Source organism: Nocardia sp. NPDC059236, assembly GCF_042754085.1.
Taxonomy (GTDB): Bacteria; Actinomycetota; Actinomycetes; order Mycobacteriales; family Mycobacteriaceae; genus Nocardia.
In genome coordinates, this window is sequence record NZ_JBHZAF010000012.1 from 241083 (window position 1) to 254725 (window position 13643).

At 68.7% G+C, this 13643-nt stretch carries 12 protein-coding genes; 8 read left to right on the forward strand and 4 right to left on the reverse strand.

Going from position 1 to position 13643, the window contains the following annotated elements; translation table 11 throughout:
- Positions 1–4 precede the first annotated feature (4 nt).
- Both ACFXIV_RS29585 and ACFXIV_RS29590 read left to right on the forward strand, forming a co-directional pair.
- On the forward strand, positions 5–1084 hold the full coding sequence (locus ACFXIV_RS29585; RefSeq protein WP_379398827.1) for a ComEA family DNA-binding protein: 1080 nt from the start codon (positions 5–7) through the stop codon (positions 1082–1084).
- 253 nt (positions 1085–1337) lie between these two features.
- A complete protein-coding gene (locus ACFXIV_RS29590) occupies positions 1338–2948 on the forward strand; it encodes a ComEC/Rec2 family competence protein (RefSeq protein ID WP_379398826.1) in 1611 nt (536 codons plus the stop codon).
- Here ACFXIV_RS29590 and ACFXIV_RS29595 read toward each other — a convergent pair.
- Positions 2945–3733: an alpha/beta fold hydrolase gene (locus ACFXIV_RS29595; protein WP_379398825.1), complete on the reverse strand. Its 789-nt coding sequence runs from the start codon at positions 3731–3733 to the stop codon at positions 2945–2947. The genes ACFXIV_RS29590 and ACFXIV_RS29595 overlap by 4 nt on opposite strands.
- 164 nt (positions 3734–3897) lie before the next feature.
- Here ACFXIV_RS29595 and holA point away from each other — a divergent pair, with 164 nt between their 5' ends.
- Positions 3898–4872, forward strand: a complete 975-nt coding sequence (holA, locus tag ACFXIV_RS29600) for a DNA polymerase III subunit delta (RefSeq protein WP_364617373.1) — start codon at positions 3898–3900, stop codon at positions 4870–4872.
- 15 nt (positions 4873–4887) lie between these two features.
- Here the strand turns inward: holA and ACFXIV_RS29605 are convergent, their stop codons facing one another.
- Both ACFXIV_RS29605 and rpsT read right to left on the reverse strand, forming a co-directional pair.
- A complete protein-coding gene (locus ACFXIV_RS29605; protein ID WP_379398824.1) occupies positions 4888–5637 on the reverse strand; it encodes an LGFP repeat-containing protein in 750 nt (249 codons plus the stop codon).
- 171 nt (positions 5638–5808) lie between these two features.
- Positions 5809–6072, reverse strand: coding sequence for a 30S ribosomal protein S20 (gene rpsT, locus ACFXIV_RS29610; RefSeq protein ID WP_040860545.1), 264 nt, complete (start codon positions 6070–6072; stop codon positions 5809–5811).
- Between the two features lie 211 nt (positions 6073–6283).
- On the opposite strand from rpsT, the gene ACFXIV_RS29615 reads away from it, so the two are divergent.
- The 4 genes from ACFXIV_RS29615 (at position 6284) to ACFXIV_RS29630 (ending at position 10743) form a co-directional block, all read left to right on the forward strand.
- Positions 6284–7948, forward strand: a complete 1665-nt coding sequence (locus ACFXIV_RS29615; protein WP_379398823.1) for a circularly permuted type 2 ATP-grasp protein — start codon at positions 6284–6286, stop codon at positions 7946–7948.
- 63 nt (positions 7949–8011) lie between these two features.
- Entirely contained in the window at positions 8012–8983 is a 972-nt protein-coding gene (locus ACFXIV_RS29620; protein ID WP_379398822.1) for an alpha-E domain-containing protein, read from the forward strand.
- A gap of 82 nt (positions 8984–9065) precedes the next feature.
- Complete coding sequence (locus tag ACFXIV_RS29625; protein ID WP_379399021.1) at positions 9066–9899, forward strand: transglutaminase domain-containing protein; 834 nt, start codon at positions 9066–9068, stop codon at positions 9897–9899.
- Between the two features lie 64 nt (positions 9900–9963).
- The gene (locus ACFXIV_RS29630; RefSeq protein WP_379398821.1) at positions 9964–10743 is read left to right on the forward strand and encodes an aquaporin; all 780 of its coding nucleotides are present in this window, start codon (positions 9964–9966) and stop codon (positions 10741–10743) included.
- A gap of 60 nt (positions 10744–10803) precedes the next feature.
- Here the strand turns inward: ACFXIV_RS29630 and ACFXIV_RS29635 are convergent, their stop codons facing one another.
- The gene (locus tag ACFXIV_RS29635) at positions 10804–11385 is read right to left on the reverse strand and encodes a type II toxin-antitoxin system PemK/MazF family toxin (protein WP_364617386.1); all 582 of its coding nucleotides are present in this window, start codon (positions 11383–11385) and stop codon (positions 10804–10806) included.
- A gap of 261 nt (positions 11386–11646) precedes the next feature.
- Between ACFXIV_RS29635 and lepA the strand changes: the two genes are divergently transcribed.
- A complete protein-coding gene (gene lepA / locus ACFXIV_RS29640; protein WP_379382335.1) occupies positions 11647–13494 on the forward strand; it encodes a translation elongation factor 4 in 1848 nt (615 codons plus the stop codon).
- Positions 13495–13643 lie beyond the last annotated feature (149 nt).

Below are 13643 nucleotides of genomic sequence, written 5' to 3' on the forward strand. Positions count from 1 at the left end.
CTGCATGCCACGACTCGACGAACTCACCCCGCTGCAGCGCCTCAACGCCCGCACCGCCGCCGACCCACGCCCCGGCCCGGCCGAGGTCACCGCCGATCCGGCGGAATTCGCCTCCGGCCGTCCACATCCCGGCCGTTGGGACGAGGACTCGCTCGACCAGCTCATCGACCCTGATCGCCGGGGCGCTGATCGGCATCCCGGCGGATCCTCGCCCGACTGGCTGTCCGAGCCCTGCGGCAGCGTGTCCCTGTGGCACGAACGACTGGTCCCCGAACGTTTCCGCGGCACCCGCTGGGATCCGGGCCCGCGCGGTGTCCTCGTCATCGCCGCCCTCGGCATTCTGGCCATCCTTTTCGCCGGCTACGTCACCCTGCGCGAAAAGCCTGTCTCCCAACCGGTCCCGCCCATCGCCGCGCTCAGCGAAACCGCGCCCGCCGACCAGGATGGTGCCGCACCCGAAGCCGCCGCTTCCGCCGCGACGGTCACAGCCACGCCCGTGCCGGGCGTGGCCCAGCCGCCCGCGTCGCGGCCCGCCGCCTCGCAGCCGGATCGAATCCCGCTCGCTACCACGGCAACCGGCGCTCCGGGGGCTGCCGCCGCCCCCGGCGAGCTTGTCGTCAGCGTCGTCGGTCTCGTCGAGCACGGCGGGCTCCGCCGCTTCCCCGCCGGAGCCCGGATAGCCGACGCCCTCCGCGTCGCCGCTCCCCGTCCCGAAGCCGACCTCTCCACCCTCAACCTCGCCCAGCCCCTCACCGACGGCGATCAGATCATCGTCGGCCGCACCACACCCCGCCCCACCACCCAGCAGGTCGGCACCACCATCGTGAATTCCGCCCACCCCCCGGCGAACTCACCCCCATCCTCCGGCCCGCCCCGCTCCACCGCCCTCCCCGCGAAGGTGAACCTCAACACCGCCACCGAATCCGACCTCGACACCCTCCCCGGCGTAGGCCCCGTCACCGCCCGCGCCATCCTCACCTGGCGCACCCGCCACGGCCGCTTCACCTCCATCGACCAACTCTCCGAAATCGAGGGCATAGGCCACTCCCGCCTCAACCGCCTCCGCGACCGGGTGACGATATGACCACCGTGAATTGCCTTGCCGCGCACCAGTACGGTTGCACCGGTTGCCGGAAAGCCGAGTCGGAGGGCGCGAGCACGACTCGGACAGCGAGGCGTGCGGGCGCTCATCGGGGCCGGCAGGCGACGGCCTGCGCCGAGCAGGGCAGTCGCGCAGAGTTGCTGGGGCGCAACGATCGCGCCGCCGGTGGACGATCGGCGCCCGGAAGTGGAATGGCTCCGGTAGCGAAGCTGCGGTCAGAGCCGGGGCGGTGGCGATGACAGCGGGGGCGACCGACCGCGTCGATGCCGGGGATCGCGGGCCCGTCGAAATACCCGAGGTGCTGGATGCGCGACTGGTTCCGGCGGCGGTATGTGGTTGGGGCGCGACGGTGGCGCCGCTGGTGGCGGGGTGGCGGGCCGGGGTCGGGGTGGCGGCCGGGTGTGGGCTGGTGGGGATGTGTGTGGCGGCGTGGGCGATTCGGCGGGTGCGGGCGGGGCGGGGGAGTGGGGTGGCGTGGGTGGTGCTGGGGGCCTTGGTGATCGGGGCGGGGTTCGGGGTGGCGGGGGCGTGGCATGCGCATCGGGTGCAGACGCATCCGTTGCGGGCGGTGCGGGCCGGGCAGCGGCTGGTGGCGGTGGTGGAGCTGACCGATGATCCGAAGCGGGTGTCCGCCAGGCCGTTCGGCGGGCCGAAGGTGATGGTGCGGGCCGGGCTGGTGGATTACCGGTTGGGTGGACGGATTGTGCATTCCGGCGGATCGGTGCTGGTGATGGCGCCTGCGGCCGGGTGGCGGACCCTGCTGCCCGGCCAGCGGGTGGAATTCCGTGCCCGCGTGGCCCGTCCGTGGCGTCCGGACATGACGGTCGCCATCCTGCGGGCGGAGGCCGCTCCCACCTCGGTGAGCACCCCGCCCTGGTGGCAGCGCCTCGCCGGACAGGTGCGCGGCGACTTTGCGACCTCCGCCCACCGCGCGCTCTCCGACGATGCCGCCGGCCTGCTCCCGGGCCTGGTCATCGGCGACACCTCGACCCTCACCGACCACGTCCAGGAGAACTTCCGTGAGTCCGATTTGACGCATTTGACAGCTGTCAGCGGGGCCAATGTGACGATTTTGCTTGGGGCCGTGCTGGTTTCGATGCGCACCCTCACGGTGGATCCACGGGTCGGCGCGGTGGCCGCGGGTGCGGCTCTGGTCATGTTCGTGATCCTGGCCCGCCCATCGCCCAGTGTCCTGCGTGCGGCCGTCATGGGAGCCATTGCGCTGCTGGCTCTCTGCACGGGCCGCCGTAAGCAGGCCCTACCCGCTCTGTGCGCCGCCATCATCGGATTGCTGGCCTGGTCACCGGGTCTCGCGGTGGACGCGGGATTCGCCCTGTCGGTGCTGGCCACCGCGGGACTGATCGTGATCGCCCCGGGCTGGTCGGATTGGCTTCGCGCCCATGGCTGGTGGCGGATCCCCGCCGACTCCTTCGCGGTGGCGGCCGCGGCCTTCGTGGTCACCACGCCGCTGGTCATCGCCATGACCGGCCACCTCAGCCTGGTCGCGATCGTGGTGAACATGCTGGTCGAACCGGTGATCGCGCCCATCACCATCCTCGGCGCGCTGGGTGCGCTGCTCGCCTGCGTGTGGTCGCCTCTCGCCGCGGCGGTCATGCACTGCACCGCACCGCCACTGTGGTGGCTGCTCACGGTCTCCGACCGAGCCGCCGCCCTGGGAGCCTCGGTCTCACTACCGACCGGTCTGCGTTCAGGTCTGGTCGCAACGGTGGTGTGCGCCTTGGTGATCGCGGCTCTGCGCCCTGGCCGCTCGCGGGCGGATCCGGACGCCGTGACGGGATCGGTGCCGCCTCGGCCGGGGCGAGACGAGGACTCGCCGTCCGGCTAGAGGGAACTCAGGAACTCGTTGACGGCGTCGGCGAAACCGGCGGGGTCGTTGGCGTAGACGAAGTGGTCGGTATCGAGTTCGACCACGCGGGTGCCCGGGCGCCGGTCACGCATGGCCTCGGCCATGTCGGCGGGGATGACGCCGTGCGCGGCGCGGATGAGCAGGGCCGGGCAGGTGCCGGCGACCCAGTCCGACCAGTGGTCGCCGTGCACCAGGTCTTCGGAGGCGACGATGTCGAGGGGGTGGAAGGGCAGGCTCCAGGAGCCGTCGGCACGCTCGCGAACCAGCGCCCCGAAGTGCGCGGCCATCGGGCCCATGGCCTCGATCAGCTGCTCACGGGTCGCCGCCTCGTAGGGGAGGCCGGCCACGAAGCCCAGCGGGTTGTGGCCGTCGAGGCCGAGCGCGGCGGGTGCGTCGATATCGATGATCGCCGCCACCCGCTCCGGGTGGCGGGCCGCGAACTGGTAGGCGTTGATGCCGCCGAGCGAATGGCCCAGCAGCACAGCGCGTTCCAGGCCGAGGTGGTCGAGCAGGGCCAGGATGTCGGCGAGGTAGCCGTCGCGGCTGTAGTCGGCGGCGCGATCGGAGTGGCCGTGGCCGCGCTGGTCGAGCGCGACGAGCCGCCACCCCGCGGACAGCCGCGTGGCCAGGTCGGCGAAGCTCTCGCCGTCGGACATGTGCCCGTGCAGCGCGATGACGGTCCGGCCGGTACCCCCGAAATCCACGTAGGACAGTCCGCGGCCGTCGATGTCGAAGCTGGTGCGGGTGGCGGTGCGTGCGGTCATTGTCTGCTCCGATCCTTGTTCCGGTGTGCTGAGCTCGACCCTAACCGATGATTAGACATTTGTGCAAGACGTATGAGTAATACATATGTGTCACACGTTTGTGTGCCAGTGCTGACCGGGTGCGGGATGCATGGGTTGTCGGAGCGGGCTCGTAGGATCGGGGCGTGAACCAGCGACCCGCGCCCCTGCATCTCGTGCTCGGTGAAGAGGAATTGCTGATCGAGCGGGCGGTGGCGGGAATTACCGCGCAGGCCCGGGCCGGCTCGGCGGACGCTGATGCGCTGCCGGTGGATCGGCTCCGGGCGGGGGATGCCAGCACGGCGGAATTGGCTGAGCTGCTGAGTCCTTCGCTGTTCGCCGAGGATCGGGTGATCGTGCTGGAGTCGGCGGCCGAGGCAGGCAAGGACGCGGTCGCGGTCATCCAGGATGCGGCGTCCGCGCCGCCCGAGGGCGTGGTGCTGGTGGTGCTGCACAGCGGTGGCGGGCGCGCCAAGGCGCTCGCGCCGGCCCTGCAGAAGCTGGGCGCGGTGGTGCACGACTGCGCGAAGCTGACCAAGGCGGGGGAGCGGGTCGAGTTCGTGCGCAACGAGTTCCGGGCCGCCAATGTGCGGGTGCCGGCGGACGTGGTGCAGGCCATCATCGAGGCCGTGGGCTCGGACCTGCGCGAACTCGCAGCCGCCAGTTCGCAATTGGCGGCGGACACCGGCGGCAAGGTGGATCTCGCGGCGGTGCGGCAGTACTACTCGGGCAAGGCCGAGGTGACCGGGTTCGATGTCGCCGATCTGGCTGTGTCGGGAGATCGGCCCGCCGCCATGGAGGCGCTGCGCTGGGCCATCGATCGCGGCGTCCCGGCGGTCCTACTCGCGGACGCCCTCGCGGATTCGGTGCACACCATCGCCCGCGTCGGCTCGGCCGGGCGCGGCGACCCGTTCAAGATGGCGGGTGATCTGGGGATGCCGCCGTGGAAGGTGAAGAAGGCGCAGGGCCAGGCGCGCGGCTGGACCGGCGCGTCCATCGGGGCGGCGCTGCAGGTGGTGGCCGCGCTCAATGCCGACGTCAAGGGTCAGGCGGCCGACGCGGATTACGCACTGGAGCACGCGCTCTCGCGCATTCTGGACCTGCGCGAGAGTGCCTCGTAGCGGGAAGGCCCGGGACTACTCCGGCTTCCAGGTGATCTTGCCGCCCTGGAACTCCTGGGCCTTGCCACCCTGGTAGTCGTACTCGTCGCTGGTCGGGTAGCCGTAGCGGCCGTTCTCGGCGCCATTGCGCACCCACTCGTCGCGGATCGAGCCCCACACGACATGGGTCCCGGTCTTCTGGGTGGAGTAGACGGCCCCGCCCTCGAACAGCTGCTCGTGGGTGGCGGCGCTGTTGGTCTTGTTCTCATCGGCGATGGGGAAGCCCAGCGGGCTGCTCTCCCAGCCGACCGCGGAGTACTTGTCGCGGATCACACCGCTCACCACATGGGTGCCCGCACCCACTGACCAGTAGATCGAGCCGCCCTGGAAGTGCTGGAAGCGGCCGGGTTTCGAGGTCTGCCCCTCGTCCACCACCGGGTACTTCAGTGCGCCCGACTCCGCGCCCGCGCCCTTCCACTTGTCGCGGATGGCGCCGCCGATGGCGTGCGCGTCGGTAGCCGGGGTCCAGTAGATGGAGACGTTGTTGACGAAGTCCTGCTTCTTGCCGCCGCCCGCGGCGTCGGTCTCCGGAGTGGTGGGATCACCGAAGAAGTCCGGTCCGCCCGCCCCGTCGTATTCGACCTCGATGGCCCCGCCCACCTCGAACGGGCCGATGGGACGCGCGGCTGCCACCCCCATTCCGGTGGTCAGCGCGACCGCGGCCACGCTGACGGCCAGCGTGCCCCGGGTCCAGGACGAACGGTTGTCACGACGCAGCGTTGCCAAGAGATCTCTCCCAGTGCAGGTTTACAGGTAGCCCCCGACGGTTCGCGGCCATCCTGCTGCCAACCGCGCGTTCGCGCAAGTCTCCAGCTCCGGACACGACAAAAGCCGCCGCGGTCTTCGTGGCCACGGCGGCTGTGAGCAGCATGATGCCGGTAGGTGTACCGGGCAGAATCAGCCGAGCTTGTTGAAAGCCAGCGACAGGGCCGACTTCTTGTTGGCGGCCTGGTTGGCGTGGATGACGCCCTTGGAGGCGGCCTTGTCCAGGCCCTTGCTCGCGGACTGCATCAGCTCGAGCGCCTTGTCCTTCTCGCCCGCCGCAGCGGCCTCGCGGAACTTGCGGATCGAGGTGCGCAGCGCGGACTTCACCGACTGGTTACGCTGGCGCGCAAGCTCGTTGGTGCGGATCCGCTTCATCTGGGACTTGATGTTGGCCACGCCGGTTTCCTCGTGTTCCTTCACTTGGTGGTGTATGCGGGATGCAAAGTCTTCGGGCGCGCACTACGAGAGGGGCAGTTGCAGCGCCGACAGTCGAGGTTACCAGGCGAGGCGGCAAGGTATGAAATCGAGCCTGTCCGCTATCTGGTCGAAACCAGAAATTTATCGCCGTCCAACTGCGTGTTGCCCATGCGTGATGGACTATTTTTGCATGACCCCCGCCGCACCCGCACCGGGTCTCTCCAGAGTAGACAGATCCACCGCGTCAGCCTCCGCCGCGCTCGCTCCTTCCGGACTGGAACGCGAAAAATCGGATAAATCAGGCGTCTTCGCGGGGTATCAACCGGGCCGCTACGACCGTGCCTATGACGAGATGTTCGATTCCGCGGGCCGCCCGCGGGCGCCCTACCGGGGGATATTCAACGCCCTGGCCACTATCGACGCCGAGGATCTGGCCGCCCGCGCAGAGGCGCTGGACCGCGCATTCGTCGATCAGGGCATCACCTTCTCGCTCTCCGGTCAGGAGCGGCCGTTCCCGCTCGACCTGGTGCCGCGGGTGATCGCCGCCGGCGAATGGACCAAACTCGAACGCGGCATCAGGCAGCGGGTGCGCGCGCTCGAGGCCTTCCTCGCCGACGTCTACGGCGAGCAGACCATCCTGCGCGACCGCGTGATTCCGAAACGGCTGGTGACCTCCTGCGCGCACTTCCACCGCGAGGCCGCCGGCCTGGTGCCGCCCAATGGCGTGCGCATCCACGTGGCCGGGATCGACCTGGTGCGCGACGAGCATGGGGATTTCCGTGTGCTGGAAGACAATCTGCGCTCGCCCTCGGGCGTGTCCTACGTCATGGAGAACCGGCGCACCATGGCGCGCGTGTTCCCCGACCTGTTCGCCTCGCACCGGGTGCGCGCCGTCGGCGACTATCCGACCCACCTGCTGCGCGCCCTGCGCGCCGCCGCCGCGCCCAACGAGGCCGACCCGACCGTGGTGGTGCTCACCCCCGGCGTCCACAACTCCGCCTACTTCGAGCATTCGCTGCTGGCCCGGCAGATGGGCGTGGAACTGGTCGAGGGCCGGGACCTGTTCTGCCGCGACAATGTCGTCTATATGCGCACCACCGCGGGGGAGCGGCAGGTGGATGTCATCTATCGGCGCATCGACGACGACTTCCTCGATCCCATGCAGTTCCGCCCGGACTCCATGCTCGGGGTGGCCGGGATCCTGAACGCGGCCCGCGCGGGCACCGTGGTGCTGGCCAATGCCGTCGGCAACGGGGTCGGCGACGACAAGCTCGTCTATACCTATGTGCCCGCGTTCATCGAGTACTACCTGGGTGAGAAACCGATCCTGCCCAATGTGGACTCCTACCGCTGCTGGGAACCGGCCGAACGCGAGGAGGTGCTGGACCGGGTGGCGGAACTGGTGGTCAAGCCGGTGGAGGGATCCGGCGGCTACGGCATCGTGATCGGCCCGGCGGCCGGCACCCGGGAGCTGGAGGCGACCCGGCGCAAGGTGCGGGCCAATCCGCGCGGCTGGATCGCGCAGCCGGTGGTGCAGCTGTCCACGGTGCCGAGCAAGATCGACGGGCGGCTCGCGCCCCGGCACGTGGACCTGCGTCCGTTCGCGGTCAACGACGGCGACGACATCTGGGTGCTGCCCGGCGGGCTGACCCGGGTGGCGCTGCCCGCGAACTCGCTGGTGGTGAATTCCAGTCAAGGGGGCGGGAGCAAGGACACCTGGGTGCTCGCACCCAGAACCTCTGTGGCGCAACGGGAATTGGCGGGTTCGCAGCTGGTCGGCGAACTGCAGATCGCCCCGGAACGCGACCAGTCGCGGGATGTCTCTTCCGCGCGGACCCATCAGCAACAACAGTAGTAAATCGAGAACATCGGCAGCAATGGCGCTCGGCAGGTGGTTACAGCGTTAGGTGGTCGGATCATGTTGGCGCGCAATGCCGAATCCCTCTTCTGGATCGGGCGCTACGTCGAGCGAGCCGAATATACGGCGCGCATTCTCGATGTCGCGGTCCATCAGCTGCTGGAGGACGCCACGGTCGATCCGGACCGAACCTCCCGCGTGCTGCTGCGGGTACTGGGCATCGAGCCGCCCGAAGAGGACCGGGAACTGGATGTGTGGTCGGTGACCGAGCTGGTGGCCTTCGGCCGCGACGGCGGCTCCATCGTCGATTCCATCAGCCGGGCGCGTGAGAATGCCCGGGGCGCACGGGAAGTCACCTCCACCGAGATGTGGGAGTGCCTCAATGCCACTTTCAACGGGCTGGCGGCGGCCGAGCGGGCGGCGCGGGCGCTGGGGCCGCACGAGTTCTGCCACTACATCACCGATCGCGCCGCCATGTTCGCCGGACTCTCCGATTCCACCCTGAGCCGCGACGACGGTTATCGATTCCTGCTGCTGGGCAGATCCATCGAACGCGTGGATATGACTGTGCGCCTGTTGCATTCGCGCGCCGGTGACCGCACCTCCTCGCCGGCCTGGGTGACGGTGCTGCGTTCGGCGGGGGCCCACGACCCGTATCTGCGCACCCATCGCGGCGTGCTCGACGCCAATCAGATCGCGAAATTCATCCTGCTCGACCGCCTGTTCCCGCGGTCGGTATTCCATTCGCTGCGGGTGGCCGAAACCTGTCTGCAGGAATTGGATCAGCGCCCCAACAGCCGGTTCGCGGCGCGTCACGAAGCGCATCGCCTGCTCGGCCGGGCGCGCAGCGAACTGGAATTCCTGCCCTCGTCGGTGCTGCTGGAGGATCTGCCCAGCCGGCTGCTGTGGCTGCAGCAGACCTGCCGCGAGGTGGGGGAGGCCGTGGCGCTGCAGTACTTCCACGCCGAATCGTGGGTGGCGTGGACGGGGCTGCACGGTCGCGGCGCGGACCGGGTCGAGGAGATGGCGTGAACAGTCAGGCCTGGAGGCGGAAGCGCAGTGTAACCACGGAAGGCCCTGTTCACGCCAAGGAGGGCACGGCGTGAGCTGGCGGATGCGGGTGGTGCACACCACCGGATATGTGTACGACACACCGGTCACCCGGTCGTTCAACGAGGCTCGGCTCACCCCGCGCGCCGACAGCCGGCAGACCGTGATCCTCAATCGGGTCGACACCGTGCCGTCCACCCGGTCCTACCGCTACATCGACTACTGGGGAACGGCGGTGACCGCCTTCGACCTGCACGCCCCGCACACCGAGCTGGAGGTCACCAGCGCCTCGGTCGTCGAGACCGAGCCGTTCGCCGGGCCGCCCGAGGAGCTGGCCTGGGAGGAGCTGCGCGACGACGCCATTGCCGACCGCTTCGACGAACTGCTCGAACCCACCGTCTACGTCCCGCGCGAGAAGCGGCGGCTGGCCCCGGTGGCCCGGCAGCTGGCACGCGGCGTGTCGCCGGCGAAAGCGGTTGTCCGGGCCGCGGAATGGGTGCACCGGGAGATGAACTACCTGGCCGGGACCACCTCCGTGCACACCTCGGCGGTGCAGGCCTTCGCCGAACGGCAAGGCGTGTGCCAGGATTACGCGCACCTCACGCTGCTGCTGTTGCGCGGCATGGGGATTCCCAGCCGCTATGTGTCCGGCTACCTGCATCCGGACCCGTCCGCCGAGGTCGGCCACACCGTCGCGGGCCAGATGCACGCCTGGGTGGAGGCCTGGACCGGGCAGTGGTGGGGCTACGACCCGACCAACAACATCCCGGTCACCGAGCAACACGTATCAGTCGGGGTGGGGCGTGATTACGCGGATGTGCCCCCTCTCAAAGGTATCTTCAGCGGGAGCGGCTCGACCGATCTCGAGGTCGTAGTGGAGATAACTCGCCTGGCCTGAGGCGTTTTCGGCCCGCGCCGCCGGTTCTTGTCGGTGCGTTGTCCATGCCAGCGGAAGGTAGCCGATGTCCCCCACAGCTCAGGAAGTCGCCGAGGATCTCACCGATCTGACACCGCCCACCCTGGGGCGCAAGGTATTCGCCGAGGCATTGGGCACATTCGTGCTGGTCCTCGGTGGTGTCGGCACCGCGGTGCTGGCGGGGAGCCGGGTCGGCGCGCTCGGCATCGCACTGGCTTTCGGCCTGACCCTGCTGCTCCTGGTCTACTCCATCGGCCCCATCTCGGGTTGCCATGTGAACCCGGCGGTCACGGTCGGCCAGCTGCTGCTGGGCCGGGTGACCATCGTGGTGGCGGCGGCCTACTGGGTCGCGCAGATCATCGGCGGCCTGCTCGCGGGCACGGTCGTCTACGCCATCGCCAAGAACCTGCCCTCCTACGATCGCGCCAAGGACGGCCTGGCAGCGAACGGTTGGGGCGCGCACAGCCCGTCGAAGCTGGTGCTCGGTGACGTCACCACCAATGGCTACGGTCTTGCGGCGGCCATCACGGTCGAGGTGATCCTGACCGCGCTGCTGGTGTTCGTGGTGCTGGCCTCCACCGATCAGCTCTCCGACATTCCGCTGGCCGGGCTCTCGATCGGCTTCACGCTCGCCGTGATCCACCTGATCTCGATCCCGGTCGACAACACCTCGGTGAACCCGGCCCGCAGCCTGGCCGTCGCGTTCTATCAGGACGGCGCACCCGCACAGCTGTGGGTGTTCATCGTCTTCCCGCTGATCGGCGGCGTTCTCGGGTCGCTGGTCTACGGCATGATCTACGGTCGCTCCCGCAATATGGTGAGCTGACCGTTCTCGGTCCCGAACCCCGCTCCGCCGGAGCGGGGTTCGCTCGTCTCCGGGATGGCGCTAGTGCCAGTGGTATTCGGCGCAGAGCCGGTGCGCCACCCGGTCGAATGTCTTGCGGGGGAGGATCGCACCCTCGCGGCGAATGCCCATCTCCGGGACATCCAGGACACGATCCAGCCGCACCCAACTGTCGCGCTCGGCGCTGTCCCACGGGCCGGAGCCGATGCCCACCCAGTTGGGATGGTGCGCGTGTTCGGAATTCGAGGACAGCATGAGCCCGAGCAGCGTGTCGCCCTCGCGGCCGACCACCAGCACCGGGCGGTCCTTGCCGTTGTCCGGGTCCTCCTCGTAGGGGACCCAGGTCCACACGATCTCGCCGGGATCGGCCCGACCGTCGAGCTGCGGGCTGTAGACGATGCGGCGCGCCCGTTCGTGCGACGGCACCCCCGCCGAGGATGTCGGCCGGACATTGACGCCCGGACCCTTGCGCGGCGTCCCCACCGCCTTCAGCGCACGGTCCCACATCGTCGACTGCCGCACCCGCCCGATCAACTTCGGGGCCTGCTGCGTGACGAGCTGCGTGCCCTGCTCCTTAGCCACGATCCCCAACTGCTTCCCCAGAGCATTCCACCTGCCGGCCATGTCCGGCAGCCTAACGGCGGACAACGGGATTCTCACCTGTACCGGATTCGTCTGCGCCTGAAGGTAGCTCACCTGCAGGTTCGCGACCGTCTCGATTCTGGACCGCGGCTTGATAGACCTCCGCCTTGGAGCGGGGGAGCGAAGCGGAGGAGGGAAGAATCGAGACCTCGGGGCCGCGAACCCGCCGGAGCGGAGCGAAGGCCAAGAACAGAGCACCGTAGACTTCGGGGTTGACATGCCGCTGTTTCGCCATGCCGAGGAGTGACTCCGATTAGCAGCTTCGCCGACAAGACGTTCACCGATCCCAGCCGGATCAGGAACTTCTGCATCATCGCGCACATCGACCACGGGAAATCGACCCTGGCCGACCGCATGCTGCAACTCACCGGAGTGGTCGAGGAGCGGGCCATGCGCGCCCAGTACCTGGACCGCATGGATATCGAGCGTGAGCGCGGCATCACCATCAAGGCCCAGAACGTGCGGCTGCCGTGGCAGGTCGACGGTGAGGACTACGTCCTGCACCTGATCGACACCCCGGGACACGTCGACTTCACCTACGAGGTGTCGCGCGCGCTGGAGGCATGTGAGGGCGCGATCCTGCTCGTCGACGCGGCGCAGGGCATCGAGGCGCAGACCCTGGCCAATCTCTATCTGGCCATGGACAAGGACCTGACCATCATTCCGGTCCTGAACAAGATCGACCTCCCGGCGGCCGATCCGGACCGCTACGCCGCCGAGCTCGCCCACATCGTGGGCTGCGAGCCCGAGGACGTGCTGCGCGTTTCCGGCAAGACCGGTGTCGGCGTGGCCGAACTGCTCAATGAGGCGGTCCGTGTGGTGCCGCCGCCGGTCGGACAGGCCGACGCCCCGGCCCGCGCCATGATCTTCGACTCGGTCTACGACACCTACCGCGGCGTCGTCACCTATGTGCGTGTGGTGGACGGCAAGCTCGTCCCGCGCCAGAAGATCAAGATGATGTCCACCGGCGCGACGCACGAACTGCTCGAAATCGGCATCGTCTCACCCGAACCCAAGCCCACCCAGGGCCTCGGCGTCGGCGAGGTCGGCTACCTCATCACCGGTGTGAAGGACGTGCGTCAGTCCAAGGTCGGTGACACCATCACCACCGCCCGCGATGGCGCGACCGAGGCGCTGACCGGCTACCGCGAACCGCGGCCGATGGTCTACTCCGGTCTGTACCCGGTCGACGGGTCGGACTACCCGAACCTGCGCGATGCCCTGGACAAGCTGCAGCTCAACGACGCCGCGCTGACCTATGTGCCGGAAACCTCGGTCGCCCTGGGCTTCGGCTTCCGGTGCGGCTTCCTCGGCCTGCTGCACATGGAGATCACCCGCGAGCGGCTCGAGCGCGAGTTCGGCCTCGACCTGATCTCCACCGCCCCGAACGTGATCTACCGCGTGGTCATGGAGGACGGCACCGAGCACGTCGTCACCAACCCGTCGTACTGGCCCGAGGGCAAGGTACGCGAGATCTACGAGCCCATCACCCGGTGCACCGTGATCGCGCCGAGCGAGTTCATCGGCACCATCATGGAGCTGTGCCAGTCCCGCCGCGGCGAACTGCTGGGCATGGACTACCTGTCGGAGACCCGCGTCGAGATGCGGTACACCCTGCCCATGGCCGAGATCATCTTCGACTTCTTCGACTCGCTGAAGTCGCGCACCCGCGGCTACGCCTCGCTCGACTACGAGGAGGCCGGCGAACAGCAGTCCGCATTGGTCAAGGTGGACATCCTGCTGCAGGGCGAGGCGGTCGACGCGTTCTCGGCCATCGTGCACAAGGACGCCGCCCAGGCCTACGGCCACAAGATGACCACCAAGCTGCGCGAGCTCATCCCGCGCCAGCAGTTCGAGGTGCCGATCCAGGCCGCCATCGGCTCGAAGGTCATTGCGCGCGAGAACATTCGGGCCATCCGCAAGGACGTGCTGGCCAAGTGCTACGGCGGTGACATCAGCCGTAAGCGCAAGCTGCTCGAGAAGCAGAAGGAAGGCAAGAAGCGTATGAAGACGATCGGCCGCGTCGAGGTGCCGCAGGAAGCCTTCGTGGCCGCGCTGTCCACGGATTCCGCCACGGACAAGAAGAAGTAGGAGAACCCCGGTCGGCCGGTCAGGCGCAAGGTTCGGTGTGCAGCCGAAAAATGGGTCTTCCGTACTGATATGCCGGGTGACAAGCTATGTGACGCACCGCTGAGCACACCGCCTCCGACCTGGTGGATGTGACAGACCGGTTATCCGGA

Bases quoted from the DNA above. Each gene is read 5' to 3' on its own strand.
- ACFXIV_RS29595 (WP_379398825.1), bottom strand. From the start codon at position 3,733: ATGACCGCACGCACCGCCACCCGCACCAGCTTCGACATCGACGGCCGC.
- ACFXIV_RS29630 (WP_379398821.1), top strand. From the start codon at position 9,964: ATGTCCCCCACAGCTCAGGAAGTCGCCGAGGATCTCACCGATCTGACA.
- ACFXIV_RS29585 (WP_379398827.1), top strand. From the start codon at position 5: ATGCCACGACTCGACGAACTCACCCCGCTGCAGCGCCTCAACGCCCGC.
- ACFXIV_RS29620 (WP_379398822.1), top strand. From the start codon at position 8,012: ATGTTGGCGCGCAATGCCGAATCCCTCTTCTGGATCGGGCGCTACGTC.
- ACFXIV_RS29615 (WP_379398823.1), top strand. From the start codon at position 6,284: ATGACCCCCGCCGCACCCGCACCGGGTCTCTCCAGAGTAGACAGATCC.
- ACFXIV_RS29635 (WP_364617386.1), bottom strand. From the start codon at position 11,385: ATGGCCGGCAGGTGGAATGCTCTGGGGAAGCAGTTGGGGATCGTGGCT.
- ACFXIV_RS29625 (WP_379399021.1), top strand. From the start codon at position 9,066: ATGCGGGTGGTGCACACCACCGGATATGTGTACGACACACCGGTCACC.
- ACFXIV_RS29590 (WP_379398826.1), top strand. From the start codon at position 1,338: ATGACAGCGGGGGCGACCGACCGCGTCGATGCCGGGGATCGCGGGCCC.